This is a genomic window from Flavobacterium jejuense (assembly GCF_006491595.2).
Classification (GTDB): Bacteria; Bacteroidota; Bacteroidia; order Flavobacteriales; family Flavobacteriaceae; genus Flavobacterium; species Flavobacterium jejuense.
In genome coordinates, this window is the sequence record NZ_VEVQ02000007.1 from 70,147 (window position 1) to 91,894 (window position 21,748).

General features: G+C 30.5%; 19 protein-coding genes, 3 tRNA genes and 1 CRISPR repeat array. Of the genes, 11 read left to right on the top strand and 11 right to left on the bottom strand.

Annotated features, from left to right (window positions below):
• Nucleotides 1–240: 240 nt before the first annotated feature.
• Nucleotides 241–588, top strand: coding sequence for a CRISPR-associated endonuclease Cas2 (gene cas2 / locus FIA58_RS11805; RefSeq protein WP_140962696.1), 348 nt, complete (start codon nucleotides 241–243; stop codon nucleotides 586–588).
• A gap of 117 nt (nucleotides 589–705) precedes the next feature.
• Nucleotides 706–3,864: a CRISPR direct-repeat array (repeat unit 46 nt; unit sequence GTTGAGAATCATTAGTAAAAATACAATTTTGAAAGCAATTCACAAC).
• A 127-nt stretch (nucleotides 3,865–3,991) separates the two neighbouring features.
• Nucleotides 3,992–4,477, top strand: coding sequence for a hypothetical protein (locus tag FIA58_RS11810; RefSeq protein WP_140962697.1), 486 nt, complete (start codon nucleotides 3,992–3,994; stop codon nucleotides 4,475–4,477).
• 31 nt (nucleotides 4,478–4,508) lie between these two features.
• On the opposite strand, the gene FIA58_RS11815 is transcribed toward FIA58_RS11810, so the two are convergent.
• The gene (locus FIA58_RS11815) at nucleotides 4,509–4,694 is read right to left on the bottom strand and encodes a hypothetical protein (RefSeq protein WP_140962698.1); all 186 of its coding nucleotides are present in this window, start codon (nucleotides 4,692–4,694) and stop codon (nucleotides 4,509–4,511) included.
• Between the two features lie 120 nt (nucleotides 4,695–4,814).
• Between FIA58_RS11815 and FIA58_RS11820 the strand changes: the two genes are divergently transcribed.
• Entirely contained in the window at nucleotides 4,815–4,973 is a 159-nt protein-coding gene (locus FIA58_RS11820) for a hypothetical protein (RefSeq protein WP_208022800.1), read from the top strand.
• Here FIA58_RS11820 and FIA58_RS11825 read toward each other — a convergent pair.
• From FIA58_RS11825 to FIA58_RS11835, 3 genes are all read right to left on the bottom strand, one after another.
• Nucleotides 4,963–5,367, bottom strand: a complete 405-nt coding sequence (locus FIA58_RS11825) for a hypothetical protein (protein ID WP_140962699.1) — start codon at nucleotides 5,365–5,367, stop codon at nucleotides 4,963–4,965. The two genes, FIA58_RS11820 and FIA58_RS11825, sit on opposite strands and share 11 nt — an antisense overlap.
• Before the next feature lie 380 nt (nucleotides 5,368–5,747).
• Nucleotides 5,748–5,891, bottom strand: coding sequence for a hypothetical protein (locus FIA58_RS11830; protein ID WP_165928912.1), 144 nt, complete (start codon nucleotides 5,889–5,891; stop codon nucleotides 5,748–5,750).
• A 191-nt stretch (nucleotides 5,892–6,082) separates the two neighbouring features.
• Nucleotides 6,083–6,610 carry an RNA methyltransferase gene (locus tag FIA58_RS11835; RefSeq protein ID WP_140962700.1) on the bottom strand — a complete coding sequence of 176 codons (528 nt, stop codon included), beginning with the start codon at nucleotides 6,608–6,610 and terminating at the stop codon, nucleotides 6,083–6,085.
• Nucleotides 6,611–6,825: 215 nt separating this feature from the next.
• Here FIA58_RS11835 and FIA58_RS11840 point away from each other — a divergent pair, with 215 nt between their 5' ends.
• From FIA58_RS11840 to FIA58_RS11860, 5 genes are all read left to right on the top strand, one after another.
• Complete coding sequence (locus FIA58_RS11840; RefSeq protein WP_140962701.1) at nucleotides 6,826–7,617, top strand: tetratricopeptide repeat protein; 792 nt, start codon at nucleotides 6,826–6,828, stop codon at nucleotides 7,615–7,617.
• Between the two features lie 172 nt (nucleotides 7,618–7,789).
• Nucleotides 7,790–10,357 (top strand): DNA mismatch repair protein MutS, encoded by a 2,568-nt coding sequence (gene mutS, locus FIA58_RS11845; protein WP_140962863.1) that lies wholly within the window; start codon nucleotides 7,790–7,792, stop codon nucleotides 10,355–10,357.
• Nucleotides 10,358–10,494: 137 nt separating this feature from the next.
• A tRNA-Gly gene (locus tag FIA58_RS11850) sits at nucleotides 10,495–10,570 on the top strand.
• Nucleotides 10,571–10,785: 215 nt separating this feature from the next.
• Nucleotides 10,786–10,871, top strand: a tRNA-Leu gene (locus FIA58_RS11855).
• Nucleotides 10,872–11,364: 493 nt separating this feature from the next.
• Nucleotides 11,365–11,450, top strand: a tRNA-Leu gene (locus tag FIA58_RS11860).
• Nucleotides 11,451–11,634: 184 nt separating this feature from the next.
• Here the strand turns inward: FIA58_RS11860 and FIA58_RS11865 are convergent.
• The 3 genes from FIA58_RS11865 to FIA58_RS11875 are packed head-to-tail and all read right to left on the bottom strand — an operon-like array spanning nucleotide 11,635 to nucleotide 13,907.
• Nucleotides 11,635–12,615 carry an HTTM domain-containing protein gene (locus FIA58_RS11865; RefSeq protein WP_140962702.1) on the bottom strand — a complete coding sequence of 327 codons (981 nt, stop codon included), beginning with the start codon at nucleotides 12,613–12,615 and terminating at the stop codon, nucleotides 11,635–11,637.
• A gap of 8 nt (nucleotides 12,616–12,623) precedes the next feature.
• Nucleotides 12,624–13,199 carry a hypothetical protein gene (locus FIA58_RS11870; protein WP_140962703.1) on the bottom strand — a complete coding sequence of 192 codons (576 nt, stop codon included), beginning with the start codon at nucleotides 13,197–13,199 and terminating at the stop codon, nucleotides 12,624–12,626.
• A 57-nt stretch (nucleotides 13,200–13,256) separates the two neighbouring features.
• Nucleotides 13,257–13,907, bottom strand: coding sequence for a hypothetical protein (locus FIA58_RS11875; protein WP_140962704.1), 651 nt, complete (start codon nucleotides 13,905–13,907; stop codon nucleotides 13,257–13,259).
• Between the two features lie 379 nt (nucleotides 13,908–14,286).
• Between FIA58_RS11875 and FIA58_RS11880 the strand changes: the two genes are divergently transcribed.
• Nucleotides 14,287–14,640 (top strand): DUF1508 domain-containing protein, encoded by a 354-nt coding sequence (locus FIA58_RS11880; RefSeq protein WP_140962705.1) that lies wholly within the window; start codon nucleotides 14,287–14,289, stop codon nucleotides 14,638–14,640.
• Nucleotides 14,641–14,712: 72 nt separating this feature from the next.
• Here FIA58_RS11880 and FIA58_RS11885 read toward each other — a convergent pair whose 3' ends face one another.
• Nucleotides 14,713–14,925 carry a hypothetical protein gene (locus tag FIA58_RS11885; RefSeq protein WP_140962706.1) on the bottom strand — a complete coding sequence of 71 codons (213 nt, stop codon included), beginning with the start codon at nucleotides 14,923–14,925 and terminating at the stop codon, nucleotides 14,713–14,715.
• Nucleotides 14,926–15,079: 154 nt separating this feature from the next.
• A complete protein-coding gene (locus FIA58_RS11890) occupies nucleotides 15,080–17,239 on the bottom strand; it encodes a S46 family peptidase (protein ID WP_140962707.1) in 2,160 nt (719 codons plus the stop codon).
• Nucleotides 17,240–17,722: 483 nt separating this feature from the next.
• On the opposite strand from FIA58_RS11890, the gene FIA58_RS11895 reads away from it, so the two are divergent.
• Nucleotides 17,723–18,808: a sensor histidine kinase gene (locus FIA58_RS11895; protein ID WP_140962708.1), complete on the top strand. Its 1,086-nt coding sequence runs from the start codon at nucleotides 17,723–17,725 to the stop codon at nucleotides 18,806–18,808.
• Between the two features lie 4 nt (nucleotides 18,809–18,812).
• Nucleotides 18,813–19,535 (top strand): LytR/AlgR family response regulator transcription factor, encoded by a 723-nt coding sequence (locus FIA58_RS11900; protein WP_140962709.1) that lies wholly within the window; start codon nucleotides 18,813–18,815, stop codon nucleotides 19,533–19,535.
• A 2-nt stretch (nucleotides 19,536–19,537) separates the two neighbouring features.
• Here FIA58_RS11900 and FIA58_RS11905 read toward each other — a convergent pair whose 3' ends face one another.
• Nucleotides 19,538–20,779, bottom strand: coding sequence for a 3-deoxy-D-manno-octulosonic acid transferase (locus FIA58_RS11905; protein ID WP_140962710.1), 1,242 nt, complete (start codon nucleotides 20,777–20,779; stop codon nucleotides 19,538–19,540).
• A gap of 76 nt (nucleotides 20,780–20,855) precedes the next feature.
• Nucleotides 20,856–21,518, bottom strand: a complete 663-nt coding sequence (locus tag FIA58_RS11910; RefSeq protein ID WP_140962711.1) for a transposase — start codon at nucleotides 21,516–21,518, stop codon at nucleotides 20,856–20,858.
• Between the last annotated feature and the right edge of the window lie 230 nt (nucleotides 21,519–21,748).

Below are 21,748 nucleotides of genomic sequence, written 5' to 3' on the forward strand. Positions count from 1 at the left end.
TTTATGAATTATAGCGTCTGCGCTTATCTGCTAAATCTGCGTGCTTTTTTATTTTCACGCAGATTTTACTGATTTTCGCAGATGAAATTAGCTTCTGTGTTCCAATACCTATCGGGAAGTATCGAGAAGTTATTACAATAAATTCAAATAATAAATTGGTGTTAGTTATGATGCGCTACAAAAAAATGCGAAGTGACTAGGCAGCGATAAGAAACAGAAGTGAAATTATAAATAATAACTATGTATGATGACCATTATACACGTTTAAACCAATATAGAAGTTTGTGGATATTAGTCTTTTTTGATTTACCAACCGAAACCCGAAAGGAACGCAAGATAGCTGCTGGCTTTCGAAAGAAATTGCTAGACGATGGTTTTACGATGTTTCAATTTTCTATTTATATGCGTTTTTGTGCGAGTAGAGAGAATGCAGAAGTACATTCCAAAAGAATTAAAAACAGCTTACCCGAACACGGCAAAATAGGAGTAATGCAAATAACCGACAAACAATTTGGGATGATGGAATTATTTTATGGTAAAAAACCTGTAGAAACCGAAAAACCTTCTCAGCAATTAGAACTTTTTTAGTGGGCTAGTATTTAAAAAATGTACTATGCTACTTGAAACCAATGACTTAAAGTGCTGTTTTTTATTTTCTAGCCAATACCATAACTCACAACATATCAGATTTTTAGGGCTTGATATGTTGAGAATCATTAGTAAAAATACAATTTTGAAAGCAATTCACAACAGGATATGACTTCCTATTGCTTTTAGTCCGGTTGAGAATCATTAGTAAAAATACAATTTTGAAAGCAATTCACAACATATACACGAAGAGACGCGCAAAACTTCTGGTTGAGAATCATTAGTAAAAATACAATTTTGAAAGCAATTCACAACCATGTAGTTTATTGTCTGTTCGTTTACCCAGTTGAGAATCATTAGTAAAAATACAATTTTGAAAGCAATTCACAACATTATTGCGTTGTTCCTTTCATGCCCCTCAGTTGAGAATCATTAGTAAAAATACAATTTTGAAAGCAATTCACAACTACGCCACCGCTCTAAGAATCTTCTTACCGGTTGAGAATCATTAGTAAAAATACAATTTTGAAAGCAATTCACAACTGTTAATGTCACGAAGATTCCATCTTTATTGTTGAGAATCATTAGTAAAAATACAATTTTGAAAGCAATTCACAACGGGTGGGGGGCGCACAAACAGCCCCTCCCCGTTGAGAATCATTAGTAAAAATACAATTTTGAAAGCAATTCACAACTTCGTGCCCTTCAATTGTTTTATCAATTAAGTTGAGAATCATTAGTAAAAATACAATTTTGAAAGCAATTCACAACTAACTGGATGAACACAGAATGGATTGACGGGTTGAGAATCATTAGTAAAAATACAATTTTGAAAGCAATTCACAACTGTTCTTCTGTTAAGTTTGTTTTTGCTTTTGTTGAGAATCATTAGTAAAAATACAATTTTGAAAGCAATTCACAACTAGTTTTGTTTTTTTATAGCAATATCAATAGTTGAGAATCATTAGTAAAAATACAATTTTGAAAGCAATTCACAACTATTACACAAATCATCTTTTGATATTCTTTGTTGAGAATCATTAGTAAAAATACAATTTTGAAAGCAATTCACAACTAGCTTCCTTAATCGGCGCTAATACATTAGGTTGAGAATCATTAGTAAAAATACAATTTTGAAAGCAATTCACAACAATATAAGCTTTTGTCCTTAAGTTTGTGCGTTGAGAATCATTAGTAAAAATACAATTTTGAAAGCAATTCACAACATACCACCACAACGATAGGAAGTGAAACTTGTTGAGAATCATTAGTAAAAATACAATTTTGAAAGCAATTCACAACTGTTGTTATTACCAAATTTCTAAACCACCAGTTGAGAATCATTAGTAAAAATACAATTTTGAAAGCAATTCACAACATACCACTACAACAATAGGAAGTGAAACTTGTTGAGAATCATTAGTAAAAATACAATTTTGAAAGCAATTCACAACTGTTTGGCTCACATCTTCTTATTGAACAACGTTGAGAATCATTAGTAAAAATACAATTTTGAAAGCAATTCACAACACAAAAAAATGCATGATATTTGATAATATAGTTGAGAATCATTAGTAAAAATACAATTTTGAAAGCAATTCACAACTAATCGGAATTTACGATTTCAATTCCTGTAGTTGAGAATCATTAGTAAAAATACAATTTTGAAAGCAATTCACAACAAGATTTTGGCACATCTAAAGAAGCTGTAGTTGAGAATCATTAGTAAAAATACAATTTTGAAAGCAATTCACAACCATTTCCTGATTAACTGCAATTTCTTTGTTGTTGAGAATCATTAGTAAAAATACAATTTTGAAAGCAATTCACAACAGTATACTCAAACATTTTATCATCAAGCTTGTTGAGAATCATTAGTAAAAATACAATTTTGAAAGCAATTCACAACTGATGAAATAAGGCCCCAACAATCATATTCGTTGAGAATCATTAGTAAAAATACAATTTTGAAAGCAATTCACAACATTATGAATGGTACTATAGAAATTTTTGGGGTTGAGAATCATTAGTAAAAATACAATTTTGAAAGCAATTCACAACTTATGTTCATTTGTCGTATTGTTAAACAAAGTTGAGAATCATTAGTAAAAATACAATTTTGAAAGCAATTCACAACTCTGTTTTCGTCACATACTTTACCATATAAGTTGAGAATCATTAGTAAAAATACAATTTTGAAAGCAATTCACAACGACAGCGCATTTAATAAACTTATAGATGTAGTTGAGAATCATTAGTAAAAATACAATTTTGAAAGCAATTCACAACTGAATTTTGAAACTCCTTTAAACTCTCAAGGTTGAGAATCATTAGTAAAAATACAATTTTGAAAGCAATTCACAACTTTAACGGGCAAGCCCTTTTTTTTTATTTTGTTGAGAATCATTAGTAAAAATACAATTTTGAAAGCAATTCACAACATATCAGTAAAGCTAATTCAATTCGTTTCGGTTGAGAATCATTAGTAAAAATACAATTTTGAAAGCAATTCACAACTCAAAACCATAGCATTCTATCAAATCATTAGTTGAGAATCATTAGTAAAAATACAATTTTGAAAGCAATTCACAACTATATCTAAAATGTCTGAACATGATGGACAGTTGAGAATCATTAGTAAAAATACAATTTTGAAAGCAATTCACAACAAGAAAGAATCATGAATGGATTGACCGGTGGTTGAGAATCATTAGTAAAAATACAATTTTGAAAGCAATTCACAACAAGCGTATATGTGCAATGAAAACGCTAAACGTTGAGAATCATTAGTAAAAATACAATTTTGAAAGCAATTCACAACAAGATTTAAACGACCCTAGAGGATGGATAGTTGAGAATCATTAGTAAAAATACAATTTTGAAAGCAATTCACAACATATCAGAATTCATGAAATATTTTTTTTCTGTTGAGAATCATTAGTAAAAATACAATTTTGAAAGCAATTCACAACTCTAAATACCCTTTTCCTATTCCCGCACTTGTTGAGAATCATTAGTAAAAATACAATTTTGAAAGCAATTCACAACAAAGTATTACACAAATACTTTGGAACTTAAGTTGAGAATCATTAGTAAAAATACAATTTTGAAAGCAATTCACAACAACGGCTTTGTAAGAGCTTGAATTGATCCAGTTGAGAATCATTAGTAAAAATACAATTTTGAAAGCAATTCACAACCAGAATACGCAAATAGCATTGGTTCTGGAGGTTGAGAATCATTAGTAAAAATACAATTTTGAAAGCAATTCACAACTGAAAAAAAGTAGTGAAAATTGAAATATAATTTCATATTTTGAAACATTTAAAAATTAATCTGGTTTTATTTATAAATCATAATTAAATTATTACTAATTTAATGTTTCAATTTAAACAAGTAAATAATGACAACAGAAGAACATTTAAACAAAATTATTTCAGTAGCTAAAGATTTTGATACAACATTTGAGCAAAACAATTTGAGAAGAGCAAAATGGGCAGATTCTTTTATGATAATACAAAATACTTTGGTAAACATAGTTAATTCAATGACAAGCAATATTGAATTTTTTAAAAGTAACTTATATGTAGTTGGTATTGTAGATAGTAAATCTGATATTAATTGTAATTCTGCAATATTTGTAAAAAGTGGTAATACAAGATTAGATAATGAAAGACATGAAAAAGGTTTTCAAATTCACTTTGCACCATCAGAAAATGGAAGGTTATTATGCTATGCCTATGGATTTAATGTTCCGCAAGATAGTGATCCTAAATTATTTAAAATTGCAATATTAGAACCAGATGAAATAATACAAAATAAAATACATGAACTTTTCTACGAAGCTTTTGAGAAAGTTAAAGAAACATCTATTCTATTTCAACGATAAAAAAAGCTACCTCAAAGGGTGGCTTTAGTTTTTAATTAATTTCAAAGTATCCGTTTATATCATATGTTATTGACAAACTTAATTCTTCTTCAAGTTCTTCAAATTCATAAGCACTTGCCCAAATATTCCATATTGCATAATAAGAAGAGTCATCTATCCTAAATTGTAAAATGTTTGCATCTATTGTTGTTCTAGGTGTGAAAGTTAAAGTGGTCATAATGTCTGTTTTTAAATATTATTATAAGGCAATATTGGGTTGACAATTTGTAAGTATCAAGAAAATATCTGAAAAATATTTAAAAATGTTATATTTGAATAACCAATTAAATATTTAAAAATGAATATGAAATTTACAAATGGAGATCCAAAACCAAAACAAAGTCCGCCACCTCCAAAACAAAGTCCGCCACCTCCAAGACCAAACAGAGGTAGTCCGTCAGCTCCTTCATATAATCCAGGAAAAGGAGTTCCAAGAGTTCCAAATCCTAAAAAATAAAACATACATGTAAGATGAATATGATCAATCCAGAAATCATGAATCCAATACTAAAGTTATTAAATTTAATAGTAAAACGATTAAATTTTTCTGCTTTTGATTCATATTCTTCTATGTTAATATTTCTCAAATTATAAAAACTAATTATTTCTTCTTTTGAACACTTTTCATCATGTTCATCGTCTAATTGACTTAAAAGTGAACAATAATCTTCATGATGCGTTCTAGAAGCTAGCCATTGAGAAATAAAATTTGATATAATCGAAATAACAAGTAATGCAGCAGATAATTTCAACCACCCTGAAATAACAATATTTTTATCTATTAGATATTTTCCAAGTTCACTGCATGAATATATACCAGCTCCAGAAATTGATATAATTAAAAGATCCATCCTCTGGTTACTATAAAATAATGAATCCCAAACCAATTTTTTTCTTTCTTCTAAAATAGACCTTTCTCTATCTGTTAGTTTTTTGTTATTTTTCATAATACTTTAAATATTATTTAAACAAATGTAATTAATCAATTCTTAAAAATTCCAAAACGAAAGTTTTTCTTTTACATTTAGAATTGGTTTGTTATATATGACTTGATTAGCTTGTAATCAAATGAATACTATCAAATGAGATAAAGCAATTCATAACTTAGAAGCAACAACGATGTTAATGTTTATTGTTGAGAATCATTAGTAAAAATACAATTTCTCAAAACCATAAAAAAAGCATTCTTTTTAAAGAACGCTTTTCTCATTTACTAAAAGTAAATTATTTTCTAGTGTTTACTCTGTTGTTTTTTAATCGTTTTTTTATCGATATCAAACGTATTAGTTTCTTGATCTACATTCCCAGTTGGATTAGTGGGATTGGTCTGTTTTTTTGTGATTTTAAATTTCTTTGAATCTCTAATAATTCCCATGATAGTTGTTTTTTAATGTTCATCCATAAGGTAAAAAAATAAAATTCAAATGCTCTTAAAGCTATCTTAAAAGTCTCTTAAAATGGGAAATATAAAAAGGAAGTACAACAAGTAAAAAAAGAATAAATGTTATTTTCAATTGAAAGCCACTGCCAATACTAAAAACATCTCCTCTTTCTTCTTTCCTCTTGTTACCCCATCTTCTGAAACAAATCCCAAATCACAATGCCAGCACTTACAGAAATATTCAAGGAGTGCTTGCTACCCAGTTGTGGAATTTCGATCACACCATCGCTTAGGTTAATCGCTTCTTGAGCAACCCCTTTTACTTCGTTACCGAAAATTAAAGCGTATTTTTCATTGGGTTGCACCTTAAAATCATTTAGCATGATGGAGTTTTCCGTTTGTTCTATGGAAAATATATTGACTTTTTCTTCTTTCAATTGGGCAATTACTTCCAAAACATCTTTTGCATATTCCCACGTAACGGTATCGGTTGCACCCAAAGCGGTTTTGTGAATTTCTTTGTTAGGAGGCACAGCAGTAATGCCACACAAATAGATTTTCTCAATCAAAAAAGCATCACTGGTTCTAAAAACCGAACCAATATTGTGTAAACTTCTAATGTCGTCTAAAACAACGATAATAGGTGTTTTTTCAGCTTCTTTGAATTCGTCTTTATTCAATCGGTCCAGTTCTGCGTTGGCTAATTTTCTCATGAGGCAAAGATAAAATAATGTGTCGATTAGGCAATGTGTCGATTGGTAAATGTGGCAATGTGGCAATGAGGCAATGAGATAATGAGGCAATGAGGCAATATGTCAATGAGACGATGGGGAAATGAGTTAATCTTTCAATCAAAAAAACAATCATTAACAAGTAAATAACACAAACTGCTTTTTCAAATTTCTATATTGCTTAAAAATTTATTTTCATGAAGTATATCTATTTATGTCTGGTTTTTCTTAGTAGTATAAGTTGTGCTCAAAATTCAACAGCTAACCAAGAAGTGAAAAAAACACAGGAAGCTATTATTGAAGAATTTGCTACGAATTGTGCGCACAAATACAATTATAATTTACCCGAGTGGCAAGAATGTTTGGATAGAGGATTGGAAAAGGATAGCACTATTGCCTATTTATGGCAACAAAAAGCCATGCCCTTATTCAAGGCGAGAAAGTATGAAGCGGGAATGGTATTCATTGACAAAGCGGTACAATATGATTCTAAAAGGTATTTGGATTACAGAGCTTTTATCAAATGTATTTTTGCTAAGACCTATAAGGATGCTATAGTAGACTTTAAAAAGTGTATCGCTTTATACGGGAATAATTATGTGATGGATCATACCTATCAATTTCATATTGCACTGAGTTATTTGCAACTAAACGAATTTAAAAAAGCAGAACAAATTTTCAAAAAGGACACGGATGAACAAGCTCAAAAATTTGGGGAAGCTCATTATTTGGATTTGTTTTATTACGGAATTTCTTTGTACGAACAAAAAAAATGGAAGGAAGCCATTGCTGTTTTTGATCAATCCTTAGCGCAATATCCCGAGTTTTCAGATGTGAAATACTACAAAGCCATTTGTTTAGCCCGTGAAGGAAAGTCGGACGCATCAAAAGTGTTATTTGAAGAAGCTAAAAAGGATTTGGCAACTGGTTATACCATTAATGAAGACCAAATTTTTTACGAAACCTATCCGTACCAAATTAAAAAATAAAATAATGTGCCAATGAGGCGATGAGGCAATGAGTCAATTTTTCAATCCTTCAATCTTTAAATGCATCACTTGATTTTGCCATTGAAATTCGTAACTTCGCAACCATTCACTAAAAAGACATATTGTGGCTAAAAAAGCAGCGGAAACGAAAGAGAAAAAGGAAACCCCTTTGATGAAACAATACAACGAAATTAAGCGCAAATATCCAGATGCTTGTTTGCTGTTTCGTGTGGGTGATTTTTATGAAACTTTTGGAGAAGATGCGGTTCGTGCTGCAGGGATTCTAGGAATTACCTTAACCAAAAGGGGAGCAGGTTCTGATAGTGAAACGGCATTGGCTGGTTTTCCCCATCATTCCTTAAATACGTATTTACCCAAATTAGTAAAAGCAGGACTTAGAGTTGCGATTTGTGACCAATTAGAAGATCCTAAAATGACTAAAACCATTGTGAAACGAGGTGTAACAGAGTTAGTAACTCCAGGGGTTTCCATGAATGATGAGGTATTGCATTCGAAATCCAATAACTTTTTGGCTTCGGTACATTTTGGTAAGAAAACGCTAGGAATTGCTTTTTTAGACGTGTCAACAGGAGAGTTTTTAACCGCTCAAGGGAACGAAGAATACATCGATAAGTTGTTACAAAATTTCAGTCCAAGTGAGATTTTGGTGCCCAAACAAAATAGGAATCAGTTTAAAGAAGTGTTTGGAGAGGATTTTCACGTGTTCTTTTTAGAAGATTGGGTGTACAAAGAAGATTATGCAGTAGAAACTTTAACCAAACATTTTCAAACCAATTCGCTAAAAGGATTTGGTATCGAAGAATTGCAAGAAGGAATTATTGCTTCGGGTGCGGTGTTGTATTATTTGTCGGAAACCCAACACAACAAAATCCAACACATCACCAATATCCAACGCATTGCAGAAGATGCTTATGTGTGGATGGATCGTTTTACCATTCGCAATTTAGAATTGTATCATTCTACCAATGTAAATGCAGTGACGCTTTTAGATGTGATTGATAAAACGCTTTCGCCAATGGGTTCGCGCTTATTGAAACGATGGTTAGCACTGCCATTAAAAGAAGTGAATAAAATACAAAGCCGTCATGAAGTGGTGGCTTATTTGAAAGACAATCAGGAAACCTTACAAAAAATACAATATCAAATCAAGCAAATTTCCGATTTGGAACGTTTGATTTCCAAAGTGGCTACAGGTAAAGTCTCTCCAAGAGAAGTGACCTATTTAAATGATTCTTTGAACGCGATTATTCCCATAAAAGAATTGGCTTTACAAAGTAAAAATGAAGCTTTAAAAGTAATAGGAGATAGTTTGCATGCTTGCGAATTGCTACGCGAAAAGATAAAAACGACTTTAAATCAAGACGCTCCTGTTCATGTAAACAAAGGGAACGCGATTGCTAAAGGAGTAAATGCAGAATTAGATGAATTACGAGCGATTTCTTCCCAAGGAAAAGGCTATTTAGAAGCCTTAGAACTTCGCGAAAGTGAGAAAACAGGAATTACTTCTTTAAAAGTGTCTTTTAATAATGTATTTGGTTATTATATTGAAGTGCGAAATACCCACAAAGATAAAGTACCAGCCGATTGGATTCGCAAACAAACTTTAGTGAGTGCAGAGCGCTATATTACAGAAGAATTAAAAGAATACGAAAGTAAAATTTTAGGAGCTGAAGATAAAATCCAACAATTAGAGAGTCAGTTGTTCGAACAATTGGTAAATTGGATGGCAACGTATATTAAACCCGTGCAACATAATGCGAATTTAATTGCTCAATTGGATTGTTTGAATTCGTTTACTCAATTGGCTATCGAACATAAGTATGTTCAACCTATTTTTGACGACAGTTTTGATTTGGAAATCAAAGAAGGACGTCATCCAGTAATTGAAAAACAATTGCCAGTGGGTGTGCCTTATATTACCAATGATGTGTTTTTGGACAACGAAACCCAACAAATCATTATGATTACAGGGCCTAATATGTCGGGTAAATCGGCTATTTTAAGACAAACGGCTTTAATTGTGCTCTTGGCTCAAATGGGAAGTTTTGTTCCAGCAGAAGCCGTTAGAATGGGTGTGGTAGATAAGATTTTTACTAGAGTAGGAGCGAGTGATAATATTTCTATGGGCGAATCTACTTTTATGGTCGAAATGAACGAAACGGCTTCGATTTTGAATAACATTTCAGACAGAAGTTTAGTGTTGTTAGATGAAATTGGAAGAGGAACCTCTACTTATGATGGAATTTCAATTGCTTGGGCTATTTCTGAATATCTGCACGAACATCCCAATAAACCAAAGACACTTTTTGCAACCCATTATCACGAATTGAATGAAATGGAAGCTATTTTTGATAGAATTCAGAATTACAATGTTTCCGTCAAAGAGTTAAAAGATACCGTTTTATTTATTCGTAAATTAGTTAAAGGAGGAAGTGCTCATAGTTTTGGTATTCATGTAGCTAAAATGGCTGGAATGCCACAATTAGTGATTCAGAAAGCGGAAAAATTATTAAAGAAATTAGAGAAAGATCATTCTAGCGATGCTTTAAACGGGATTAAGAGCGAAAAAGAGGAGATGCAACTGAGTATTTTTAATTTAGATGATCCTTTATTAGAAGAAATTAAAGAGGAAATTATCAATATTGATATTAATACGCTTACACCTGTGGAAGCTTTGATGAAATTGAACGAAATAAAACGAATGCTGACTAAAAAATAATGATTTAGTAATCAATGTATTGCATTTTTTTTATATTTTTTCGTCAAAAATCCTTGTAGAAAAAAAAATAGGTGTTATATTTGCATCCGCAATGAGGGATTTATCTAGTAGTTGTAACGTTCATAAATATAAATAATGCGAAAATAGCTCAGCTGGTAGAGCGCGACCTTGCCAAGGTCGAGGTCGCGGGTTCGAACCCCGTTTTTCGCTCCAATTACCAAAAAGTTCTTAAATAGTGTAGGTTTTAATTTTTTAAATTAGTACATCATTATAAAAAGAACAGGTTGTTCGAGTGGTGTAGGTTTTAATTAATTTTTTCTAAAAATTAGTACTACATCATAAAAGGAACAGGTTACTCGAGTGGTGTAAGTTTTAATTAATTTTTTCTAAAAATTAGTAACTACATCATAAAAGTAAAAAAATCACTTGCTCGAGTGGTGGAATTGGTAGACACGCTGGACTTAAAATCCAGTGGGTAGTAATGCCCGTGCGGGTTCAAGTCCCGCCTTGAGTACAAGAAGCTTCAAACTATGTTTGGAGCTTTTTTTGTTTCTGTTAATTTTTCAAACAACATAGAGTTAAAGCTATAGGAGTGCGGATTCAACTCCGAAGTGTCGGAGCTGCCTTGATTCTGATACTTCGGAACAAAAGCTTCAAACTATGTTTTTTGCTATTGGATCTTTAAAGGTAAGTATACTTCATATAGTTATCATAGCTTTTTATTCCAATTGCGTTTTTGAAACATTTTTAGTCGAATTAATTTGTGAGGTTAATTAAAAGGATTATATTTGCACTCGCAATCAGGGAAATGATTTTTAAGTCGTCCTGATTTTTATTGAAAAGAGTTTACCAAATACAAAATAATTGCTTGAGTGGTGTAAGTTTTAATTAGTTTTTTATAAAAATTAGTGTTACATCATAAAAGTAAAAATATATTTGCTCGAGTGGTGTAGATTTTAATTAATTTTTTTTAAAAATTAGTGCTGCATTATAAAAGTAAAAAAAACGCTCGAGTGGTGGAATTGGTAGACACGCTGGACTTAAAATCCAGTGGGTAGTAATGCCCGTGCGGGTTCAAGTCCCGCCTTGAGTACAAGAAGCTTCAAACTATGTTTGGAGCTTTTTTTGTTTCTGTTAATTTTTTAAACAACATAGAGTTAAAGCTATAGGAGTGCGGATTCAACTCCGAAGTATCGAAGCTGCCTTGATTCCTATGCTTTGAGTACTAGTTTTTTATATTCTTATTTAATTTTGCTTTACTTTTTCTTGTTATAATTCTAATTCCTGTAAAATGAAGTAAGCGCTACTACATTCCTTTTTTTGCGTTGTAAAAAATGAAAAAGAGAGTGTTTACTGGTCACTGTATCAGGATTTTCAAAATAAAAATTTGTTAGGTTCCAAACAATCATAATGGCTGAAAAATAATAAAGATTTAGTACCAAAGCGATTCCGATATGCATTGAAATTGTTAAAGCAATCCATAGTTTTCTTGTTTTTGGAATCCATACAAATAAAGGATAACACATTTCTATAAGTATTGTGGACCAACCTATAATAATGAGAATAAAAGAATGATCTGCCATCCATGAAAAGTCAAAATTAAAATCTCTATTGGCATAAGGTAAATGAATGGCTTTCCAGATAGATTCTCCATTCCACCAATTGAATCCCATTAATTTATCAAAACCAGAGAAGAAATAAGCAATGCTAATGTGTATTTGAAAAAGTCGCTTTACGGGCATATAATTAACCTCTTTCTTTTGATTTGATTTGAAAAAGTTACGAATAGAAAAATAAGAATCTGAAGGGAATAAAATTAAATAAAACAGAGACATACTGGAAAAAAAGTCGGCTCCATAAATGAAAAAGGTGCTGCCTTTCATTAATAAAACTTGAATAAAGAGCAATATAAAAGCACTGATTCTCGAGTAGAAACCTATGATAATACAGACACATAGTAAGAGAAATGTTGTTTTAGTGACTATAATAGTTGTGGCTTCTGAGATGCCTATGTTTTCTATCTGTTTCACTAGTAAAGGGAATGTGAATTGCCAATCTTGATTAAAAGTGGCCATGATATCTGGAGGGATTATACTTTTGCTAGAAAAGAATTGGTCAAAATCATTGAATATGGATATGAAATGCAATAGTATAACAATTCCAGCAGCTACTCTGAAAAAGGATAGAAATTCAGAATTATGCTTAGAATCAAAGAAAAAGTGTTCTACTTTATGATAGATTTTTGCTAGTTTTTTCATTTGTAAATTTATTTGTATTCGCCAATAAGGATAAGTTTTTCTGATTTTTCTCCTTTCTGATAACTTTTCAAATCTGGGTAATGGTATAAATATAACCGAGCTATTATTTGATCGGTATTTGGATTTTCTTTTTTTACAGCAATAGCTATTTGTTTGACGATAATGTCTAAGTACTGTTGGTATTTATTGTCTTTTATAGTGCCTCCTTCTGCAGCAATCTTATCTAGGAACATGTTGTAGACAGAAGTGTATCGAGTGATGCTTTCTTTGTTTTTAAATCTAGGCATAATTCTATTTTCGATAATATTGCCTTCTTTGTCTTTTAATTCAAAGAGCAAAACAAAGTCGCTAGCTACATTTGGAGCAAAAAAACTGTATCCAGTATCAAAACCTGTATAGGATAGAAATATACTGACAGGTTTTAGTTTAATTATTTCTTCGGAGAGAGTGAATGCTAGTGGTTTTTTATATTCTTTCTCAGCATAATAAAACCCATAGTAGCCATCGAATGTACCTTTTAATCCTACTGTAAAAACCAATAGAATAACAGTAAATATGCCTGCTAATTGTGCTTTTCTTTTCATTGTATGAGTTTTAATAAGTATAAGACTGGTTTGAAAACCAGTCTTATCTAATTGATTTTAACGGTACTGTTTGATTATACCTTCCAAACGAGTTTGTAAATCTTTGTCAGGAGCCACAGTGTTTACTCTAAATAAAACTCTAGAGTATTTATTAACACCCATGAAATCTCCACAGATATTAGCATCGTCAAGACCATAGATAGAAAAACCTGATAAAGTAGAAATATCCTTGTCGTTCATTCTGACAGCCTTAGTAGCAATTTGATTGTTTGCAATTGCTATATTCCCATTGATTAATGTTGGTTTGTATTTGTCTAGAATAAGATCCAATTGGTTTTTTAGTTCCCCAAATTGTGACCAATCAATTTCGGCTTTTTCAAAACACCCTTTGTGGATAAAGTTGATTTTTTGAATTCGGGATATTTTATCTAATTTTTGAATTCTTTGAAGATGCTGAATTTGTTGTGTATGCACAATATAAGAGAGAAAAGCTTTTCCTTTAGTAATGTCTGCATACTCTTTGTCTAAAGAAAGTAATTTGTTGATATCTCCTGCAGAGATTTCTTTTGTGTTCTGGATGAGGAAGTTCCCATCTACTAAATAATTTCCTGATTCATTGTATAATAATGATTTTTCTGGTTTGCATTGCGACAGTATCAATACTCCCAATGTAAGACTTGCGATTAGACTAATTGTTTTAATTTTCATTTTTTTTTAAGTTTTTAGATTACCTACTCTATTGCTGACTTTTCGGCTTACGTCTAGAATGATGTAAAGGTAATATTGTAATCATTTGATTAAAAGAGGTTTATACCTGTAAATAATAGCGGATATTTCCCCTTTTTTTAGATGAAATGGAAAATAAGCTGTAGAAAGAGCATAAGAAAGCAAGGTAAGATGTATGGAATACAGAAATAATTCTACAAGTATGTTTCTTAGAGGACTAAAATGTTGTAAAGATGCTGTAGGTTTTAGAGGAAGATAAGTTTGAAGTATACGATTTTCTTAATAACTTCTTCTGAAAAATATTTTTTACTTGAATTCAAAATAGTATTTTGCACAACACTGCAATTAACTAAATAACTTTATGGCTACTTTTGTTATTACAAAGCGATTAAATGGAGAATATAAGTACGAATTAACTTCTCGTAAAGGGAAGACTATTTTTACAAGTAATAGTTTTGAATTACGTTTTGAGTGTGAGGAACATATTACACATCTTCAAGAGAATATTGAGCATTTAGTTTTTATGCGATTTCGTTCTGGAAACGGAAAGTTTTTTTTTAGAATAATATTAAATGAGAAACAAATAGCCGTTAGCCGTAAATATTCTACACAGTTGTTATTGCAAAAAGGGATTGATGAATTTGTAAAATATGGTGTTTTAGCTGAAATTCTGGATTTTTCAGCAGAGGATGATATCTTTGCTACTTTTGAATAAACGCAAAAAGGAAAATATAAAGCATAAAAAAAGCTCCACTAGTGGAGCTTTATTTTTTCTGTCAGCAATAAATTACTTAGCAGGCTCTTCAACAACTTCAGTTGCAGTCTCTTCAACTACAGTAGCAGTAGTATCAGCAGCAACTTCAACAGCTTCAACAGCTTCTTCTGTAGTAGCTTCAACAGCTTCAACAGTTTCTTCTGTAGTTTCTGGAGTAGCCTCAGTTTCTTTACAAGAAACGAACATCATAGCAACGAATGCTAAACTTAAAACAACTTTTTTCATCTTACTAAATTATAAAAGGTTAATTATTAATTCGGAGCAAAGATATAAATTTTTTGACTTGTCAAAATATTTTTTGACTTTTTTTTTAATTTTTTTTACTCTTCACTCTTGTGTTCATTATGAGCAAATTACATGCCAAATTTCTAAAATAAATCTACCTTCTTTTTTTAGATTTTTTACTAGAATTTTTTGGATGTACTAATTTCATTTCTTCAATTAAATTATCTGCGTTGGCATACTTGTCGATTATGAATAAAACGTAACGAATGTCTACCATTATATTTCTACAAATTTCTGGGTCGTAATGAATATCGCTCATAGTTCCTTCCCATACTCGGTCAAAATTCAATCCAATTAAATTTCCATTGGAATCAATAGCTGGACTTCCAGAGTTTCCTCCTGTGGTATGATTTGTTCCAATAAAACAAACAGGCATTTTACCATCTTCGCCATAAATACCATAATCTTTGTTTTTATACAACTGGATTAATTTGGTAGGTACATCAAACTCATAATCACCAGGAATGTATTTTTCCATAATTCCGTCTAAATGAGTTACAGGCTCATAGTAAATAGCATCACTAGGATTGTATCCTTGTACTTTTCCATAAGTGACCCTTAAAGTACTGTTTGCATCAGGAAAGTATCTTGCATCTGGAAAAAGTTCTAATTGTGCCTTCATGTATTCTCTTTGAAGGGCATTAATTTTTAAATTAAGTTCAGTATATATAGGTATTACTTTATCAGTATAATGATTAGCTAATAATTTTACTAATTCATACCCATTGTCTTTATTAAGATCTTTAATCGCAGATTTAGCATCTCCTTTTAATAATTCTTTTACACCTTCGTAAGTCGTTAATTTCGATTTTTTATAAACTTCAGAAGTTAGTTTGCTTAAATTTTCTTTAGTAAGTGAAGGAGGAGAATAAGGAGACTTGCTTAAGTAAAGCGAAAGCAATTGTTCAAAAACTTGTTCATCTACTGTAGGATTGAAATTTTTGTAAGCTTCTTCAAAGCTTTTTAATAAGTTGTTTCTGCGATCATTAAACGATTGCTCTCCTTTTGAAGCATAGGATTGTTCTAATTGATATAATTTGTAACCAAAACTTAAAAGTTCTGTGTTTCTTAAAACTACTTCGTTGAAATAGTCTCTGGCAAGAGCATATTCTGTTATTTCTCCATAACTTTCTTCAAAGTCTTTTAATATAGAACCATACTCTTTTGTTTTTCCTTCTTTTTCAACTCTTTTTTGAAATTCTTTTTCAAAATCTTTTTTAATTTGAATAGCATTTGATTTTTCTAAACCTTGCTTTTCACCAATCCATTTTTTCCAATAATTAGCAACACTAGCATATTTTGAAGCATATTGAATTTTGATTGCTTTATCTTTTCTCATAAAGCCATCTTGTACTTTTAAAGCAGCTTCTCTTATTTCTATTTTTGCTGGGTTTAACGTATTTACAATTTGTTCTACGGCAAAAGAAGGTAAGTATTCTTGCGTTCTTCCAGGGAAACCAAAAACTAACGTAAAATCGTCTTCGCTAATTCCGTCTAATGAAATAGGTAAGAAATGTTTGGGAGTATAAGGAATATTATCTTGTGAATATTCGGCTGGTTTATTATCTCTATTGGCATATATTCTAAAAATAGAAAAATCACCAGTATGCCTTGGCCAAACCCAGTTGTCTGTATCAGAACCAAATTTACCTATTGAACTAGGTGGTGCACCTACTAAACGAATGTCTTTGAAAGTTTCTGTAACAAAAAGGATGTATTGATTTCCTTCATAGAACGTTCTTATTCTTGTGTCTTGCCAAGATTCTTTTGGAAAGTTATTTTGTACCGTATTTATATTTTCTTGAATTTTCTTTTGTTTTTCAATTTCAGTAGGTAAAGAACCTACACCTTCAAGTACTTTTTCGGTAACATCATTTATACTAACGATTAAAGTAGCAACCATTCCAGGGTTTGGAAGTTCTGCATAAATGTCTCTGGCCCAAAAACCATCTTGTAAATAATCATGGTCTAAGGTAGAATGACTTTGTATGGCATCATACCCACAGTGATGATTGGTTAAAAGTAGTCCTTTGTTAGAGATTATTTCTGAAGTACAACCACCATCAAAATGCACTATTGCATCCTTTAAACTAGATTTGTTAACGCTGTATATATCTTCAGCTTTCATTTTCATACCAAGATTTTTCATCTCGGTTTCATTCATTCCCTTTAATAAAGAGGGAATCCACATACCTCCTTGTTGAGAGAAAATAGGAATAGTAAATAATAAGATCAGTAATTTTAAAAATTTCATAATTGTTTTATTTATTGTGCTGCAATTTACACATTTTTTTAATCTCGTTAAAAATTGCCACTCATCATTTCTAAATTACCGTTTGTCATTTTTTAGAAAAATAAAGCAGTTTTTAAAGTTATTTTTGAAGTATAATAATAAAAACACAAACAAAATGAAACATGTAAAAAAGACAAATGTGCTTATAATAGCCACATTAATAGGTTTTGTAATAGGCTTTTCAACTTTTAAAATAGTGAAGTACTTCTTTACTATGTAAACCAATTAAATAAAAATAGATGATACTCTTTATTATAAAATTCGTCAAAATCACAATTGAACTAATAATCACAATAATTAATTCTATATTGTAGCTTAAAAAAAACATTAAACTAGAGTGACTTCTTTTCTTTTTATGTTGAATTTGAAATAGAATTTACAATTTTGTAGGATACTTTGAATAGAACTAAAAAAAAGTTTTGCCAAAGTTTTTTTAGATAAAAAATGAAATTAATAGATAATTATAAATATCACATATTCAATCTTATAGGTTGGATATTGTATGTGTTTGCTACTTTAACTTTTCAAAAGGTATCCTATTGTATTTTTGTTTTGGATAAATGGACAGTTATACAAACGAATTCCTTTTATTATTCTATTTTAGAAGGTGTTTTATGTGGTATTTTAGGTTTTATATTGTCTTATATTATTTTGTATTTTTTTGAAAAATTAATCGATTTTTCGAAAATTGAAACCAAAAAAGTAGTACTCTTAATAGTAGTATTTCTTTTAGTACAAGTAATTTACCATCTTTTGTTGTGGCCCATGGTGGATATTCCAAGTATGTATTATTTTGGAAAATCAAATGCAACGGTACTTACTTTTTTAATGAAATTGGCAAATGTTCCTTTCTTTTTTGTAGCGTTTTTGGTTTGGTTTTTTGTGGTTTCCTCCATTAAAGTGTATCATTATTTAAATCTTGTAAAGATTACTAGATTAGAATTGGAATCTACTTTGAAAGAATCAAAATTAAATGCTTTAAAAGGGCAAATTAACCCTCATTTTATGTTCAATAGTTTGAATAATATTAGAGGATTAATTCTTGAAAATCCTGAAAAATCTAGAGAAATGATTACGCGTTTGTCAGAAATGTTGCGTTATTCGTTGACTAAAAATAATGTTAATGCGATTTCGATTGAAGAAGAAATAGAGGTGGTCGATAATTTTATTGCTATTTCAAAAATTCAACTTGAAGACCGTTTGGAGTTTGTAAAAGAGATTCAACCTGAAATAATGCAGAGGCAAATTCCACCTATGGTTATTCAGTTACTAGTTGAAAATGCTGTAAAACATGGTATTGCTAATAGAAAACATGGTGGAATTGTAAAACTTGAAATAGGTGTTGTAAATGAAAGCCTAGTTATTGAAGTAAGTAATTCTGGCAAGTTGGTTATTGATGCTAATTCCACCCAATTAGGGATACAAAATATTAAAGAAAGAATTGGTCTTTTGTATGGAAAAGAGGCTGCGTTTAGCCTTCAGGAAACCGACGATACAGTGAAAGCAATTATAAAACTCCCAATTGTTTAGAACTATGAAAAAGATAAAAGCAGTAATAGTGGAAGATTCTCGTTTGGCTAGAAACGAATTGAAAGAATTGATAAAATCACATTCAGAGATTGAAATTATAGGTGAAGCGGAAAATGTAGACGAAGGCTATGAGGTAATAACAAAAAAACAACCCGATTTACTTTTTTTAGATATCAATATGCCAGAAAAAGACGGTTTTGAATTGTTAGAAATGTTGGATAACGTTCCTATTACAATTTTTACAACGGCCTTTGATGAATATGCTATTAAATCCTTTGAATACAATGCTTTGGATTATCTTTTAAAACCCATAAATTCAAAACGGTTTGCACAAGCTATTGAAAAAGTAAAAGGAATTCTTGAAGAAAAAGAAATTAAAAACAGTCAAAAACTCAACCTAAGCAATCAAATTTTTATTAAAGATGGAGAAAAATGTTGGTTGATAAAAATCGAAGACATTTATTTGTTTGAAGTGGATGGGAATTATACCAAAGTGTTTTTTAAAGAGGAAAAAGCTATTGTTTCTAAATCTTTGAACCAAATTGAATCTAAATTACCAGAAGAATTCTTTTTTAGAGCCAATAGAAATCAAATTATAAACATTCAGTTTGCCAATCAAATTGATCCTTGGTTTAGTGGTAATTTATTAGTGCATTTACCAAAAGAAATTAAAGTAGAGATTTCAAGAAGACAATCGAGTGCTTTTAAAGAGAAGTTGAGCTTGTGATTTTATTCCAAATATTTTAAAATAACAGTAGTTGCTCCTTTATTCATTTGAACAAAAGTGCTACAAATATGACCTTTTTCATAGCGTTCATCTTCGTTTTGAAGTAATAAATCAAAAGCATTTTTCAGTTCGGTATCATTTGAAATAGAAATACAACCTTCCATATTGACTAAAGCTGTAGCTTCAGCAAAATGAGAATAATTAGGGCCAATAACAATGGGAACTCCAAAGGTAGCAGGTTCTAAAATGTTATGCACACCAGGATTACCAAAACCACCACCCACATAAGCAATATCTGCATAGGAATAAATTTTGGTTAAAATGCCAATAGTGTCAATAATAAAAACGGAAAATTCAGCTAAGTTTTGGTTTTCTTTTTTTGAAAACAACACCGCTTTTTTGATAATGGATTGCTGTAATTCTTGAATTTGTTCTGTTTTGATATTATGCGGTGCAATAATAAATTTTACATTATTGGAAGCTTGATTGATAAAATTAACTAATAGATTTTCATCTTTTGGCCAAGAACTTCCTATGACAATTGTTGTTGTATTGTCTTTGAAATCTTCAATAAAACCCAAAGAATTATCTCTTTCTAAAATAGAAACCACTCTGTCAAAACGAGTGTCACCTGAAATTCTTACATTGGTAAAACCAATACTTTGAATGAGTGTTTTTGATTTTTCATTTTGAACAAAGAAATAATCGAAAGTTTGAAGTGCTTTTCTATAAAATTCGCCATACCACTTAAAAAAAGCTTGCTTCTCTCTAAAAATACCTGAAATTAGATAGGTTTTAGTTCCAAAACTTTGGGATCTCTTTTTTAATTCATTTAGATAATTCGGCCAAAATTCATATTTAATGAAAATGACCATTTCTGGATGCACTAGCGTTATAAATTTTGAAGCATTTACTTTGGTGTCCAAGGGTAAATAAACCGTAACATCAGCAATAGTATTGTTTTTTCGAACTTCATATCCAGAAGGAGAAAAAAAGGTCACTATGATTTTATGAGTAGGATACTTTTCTTTTACTTTTTCCATCACTGGCAACCCTTGTTCATATTCTCCAAGTGAAGCAGCATGAAACCAAATGGTCTTATCACTAGTGGTTATTTTACTTTGTAAGACTGTAAAAACTGATTTACGTCCTTCTACAAAAAGTTTCATTTTTGGACTGAAAAAAGGTGCTATTTTTAGGACTTGTGAAGCAAGAATAGTAATTATGTTGTATAAAAAAAGCATTTGTCTTGTTGTTATTGTTATTATGTAGATTTGACAACTTTTTAAAAGTTGTCAAATCTGTTCTGTTCAAATATTTTTAATCTTCAATAAAAAAATCTCGTTCTTTTTCTTCAATTTTTTTAGCAAAAAGAAGGTGTGTATATTCAAAGTTTTCTTTATCATTAAAATATTCTATTACTTCGTTTCTTAATAATTTAGTCTCTTTTTTAGAAAGTATTTTGTGATAGGATAACCATTTCCATTCTCTAAAGTCTTTCACAATTTGATGTTTTTGAGCATTTGTATGTATGTAGCAAATTAATTCTCGTAAGTATTCTTCATCTCGAACTTCTACGCGTTTAAAAGGCGTTTGAAAAAGTGTGCCAATTCTATTTTGTTGTTTATTAAAAGCCATGGCATAACTTTGAAAAAACTTTTTAAACTGATGACTTACAATATCGTGTGTGGTTTTTTGTTTTTTTAGATTTGGCAACTTTTCAAAAGTTGTCAAATCTGTCTTAACTATTGTATTTGTCAAATCACTTAAATCTTTAATCTGAATCATGAAATGAAAATGATTTCCAATTAAGTTGTAGGTATAAATATTGATGTAAGCTGACAAATATTTATCAAATTGACGAATGAAGAAAGCATAATTCTCATCAGATTTAAACATTGGTTTTCTATCTATCGTTCTGTTGTAAACATGATAGATGCGGTTGTTTTCAAATTGAGTGTAGTAATGTTCTTTTTTTGCCATTCTTTATATTGCTTTGGAATTAGATTTGACAACTTCTCAAAAGTTTTCAAATCTGTTTAGACTGTCAAATTATATTTTTCAAAATTAAGTATTTTATTTTACAAATGACGATTGTCCTTTAGCCCAGATTGTAGTAAAAATCACCTTTGTCAAAGTTTTAAACTTCGACAAAGGTATTGTAACAGAAAGAGGAATAGGGGAAACCAAAAAAGGCCTAACGATTCGCTCCT

Excerpts from the sequence above, each read along its gene's own strand:
- cas2 (WP_140962696.1), top strand. The coding sequence starts at position 241 with ATGTATGATGACCATTATACACGTTTAAACCAATATAGAAGTTTGTGG.
- FIA58_RS11810 (WP_140962697.1), top strand. The coding sequence starts at position 3,992 with ATGACAACAGAAGAACATTTAAACAAAATTATTTCAGTAGCTAAAGAT.
- FIA58_RS11815 (WP_140962698.1), bottom strand. The coding sequence starts at position 4,694 with ATGACCACTTTAACTTTCACACCTAGAACAACAATAGATGCAAACATT.
- FIA58_RS11820 (WP_208022800.1), top strand. The coding sequence starts at position 4,815 with ATGAATATGAAATTTACAAATGGAGATCCAAAACCAAAACAAAGTCCG.
- FIA58_RS11825 (WP_140962699.1), bottom strand. The coding sequence starts at position 5,367 with ATGGATCTTTTAATTATATCAATTTCTGGAGCTGGTATATATTCATGC.
- FIA58_RS11830 (WP_165928912.1), bottom strand. The coding sequence starts at position 5,891 with ATGGGAATTATTAGAGATTCAAAGAAATTTAAAATCACAAAAAAACAG.
- FIA58_RS11835 (WP_140962700.1), bottom strand. The coding sequence starts at position 6,610 with ATGAGAAAATTAGCCAACGCAGAACTGGACCGATTGAATAAAGACGAA.
- FIA58_RS11840 (WP_140962701.1), top strand. The coding sequence starts at position 6,826 with ATGAAGTATATCTATTTATGTCTGGTTTTTCTTAGTAGTATAAGTTGT.
- mutS (WP_140962863.1), top strand. The coding sequence starts at position 7,790 with ATGAAACAATACAACGAAATTAAGCGCAAATATCCAGATGCTTGTTTG.
- FIA58_RS11865 (WP_140962702.1), bottom strand. The coding sequence starts at position 12,615 with ATGAAAAAACTAGCAAAAATCTATCATAAAGTAGAACACTTTTTCTTT.
- FIA58_RS11870 (WP_140962703.1), bottom strand. The coding sequence starts at position 13,199 with ATGAAAAGAAAAGCACAATTAGCAGGCATATTTACTGTTATTCTATTG.
- FIA58_RS11875 (WP_140962704.1), bottom strand. The coding sequence starts at position 13,907 with ATGAAAATTAAAACAATTAGTCTAATCGCAAGTCTTACATTGGGAGTA.
- FIA58_RS11880 (WP_140962705.1), top strand. The coding sequence starts at position 14,287 with ATGGCTACTTTTGTTATTACAAAGCGATTAAATGGAGAATATAAGTAC.
- FIA58_RS11885 (WP_140962706.1), bottom strand. The coding sequence starts at position 14,925 with ATGAAAAAAGTTGTTTTAAGTTTAGCATTCGTTGCTATGATGTTCGTT.
- FIA58_RS11890 (WP_140962707.1), bottom strand. The coding sequence starts at position 17,239 with ATGAAATTTTTAAAATTACTGATCTTATTATTTACTATTCCTATTTTC.
- FIA58_RS11895 (WP_140962708.1), top strand. The coding sequence starts at position 17,723 with ATGAAATTAATAGATAATTATAAATATCACATATTCAATCTTATAGGT.
- FIA58_RS11900 (WP_140962709.1), top strand. The coding sequence starts at position 18,813 with ATGAAAAAGATAAAAGCAGTAATAGTGGAAGATTCTCGTTTGGCTAGA.
- FIA58_RS11905 (WP_140962710.1), bottom strand. The coding sequence starts at position 20,779 with ATGCTTTTTTTATACAACATAATTACTATTCTTGCTTCACAAGTCCTA.
- FIA58_RS11910 (WP_140962711.1), bottom strand. The coding sequence starts at position 21,518 with ATGGCAAAAAAAGAACATTACTACACTCAATTTGAAAACAACCGCATC.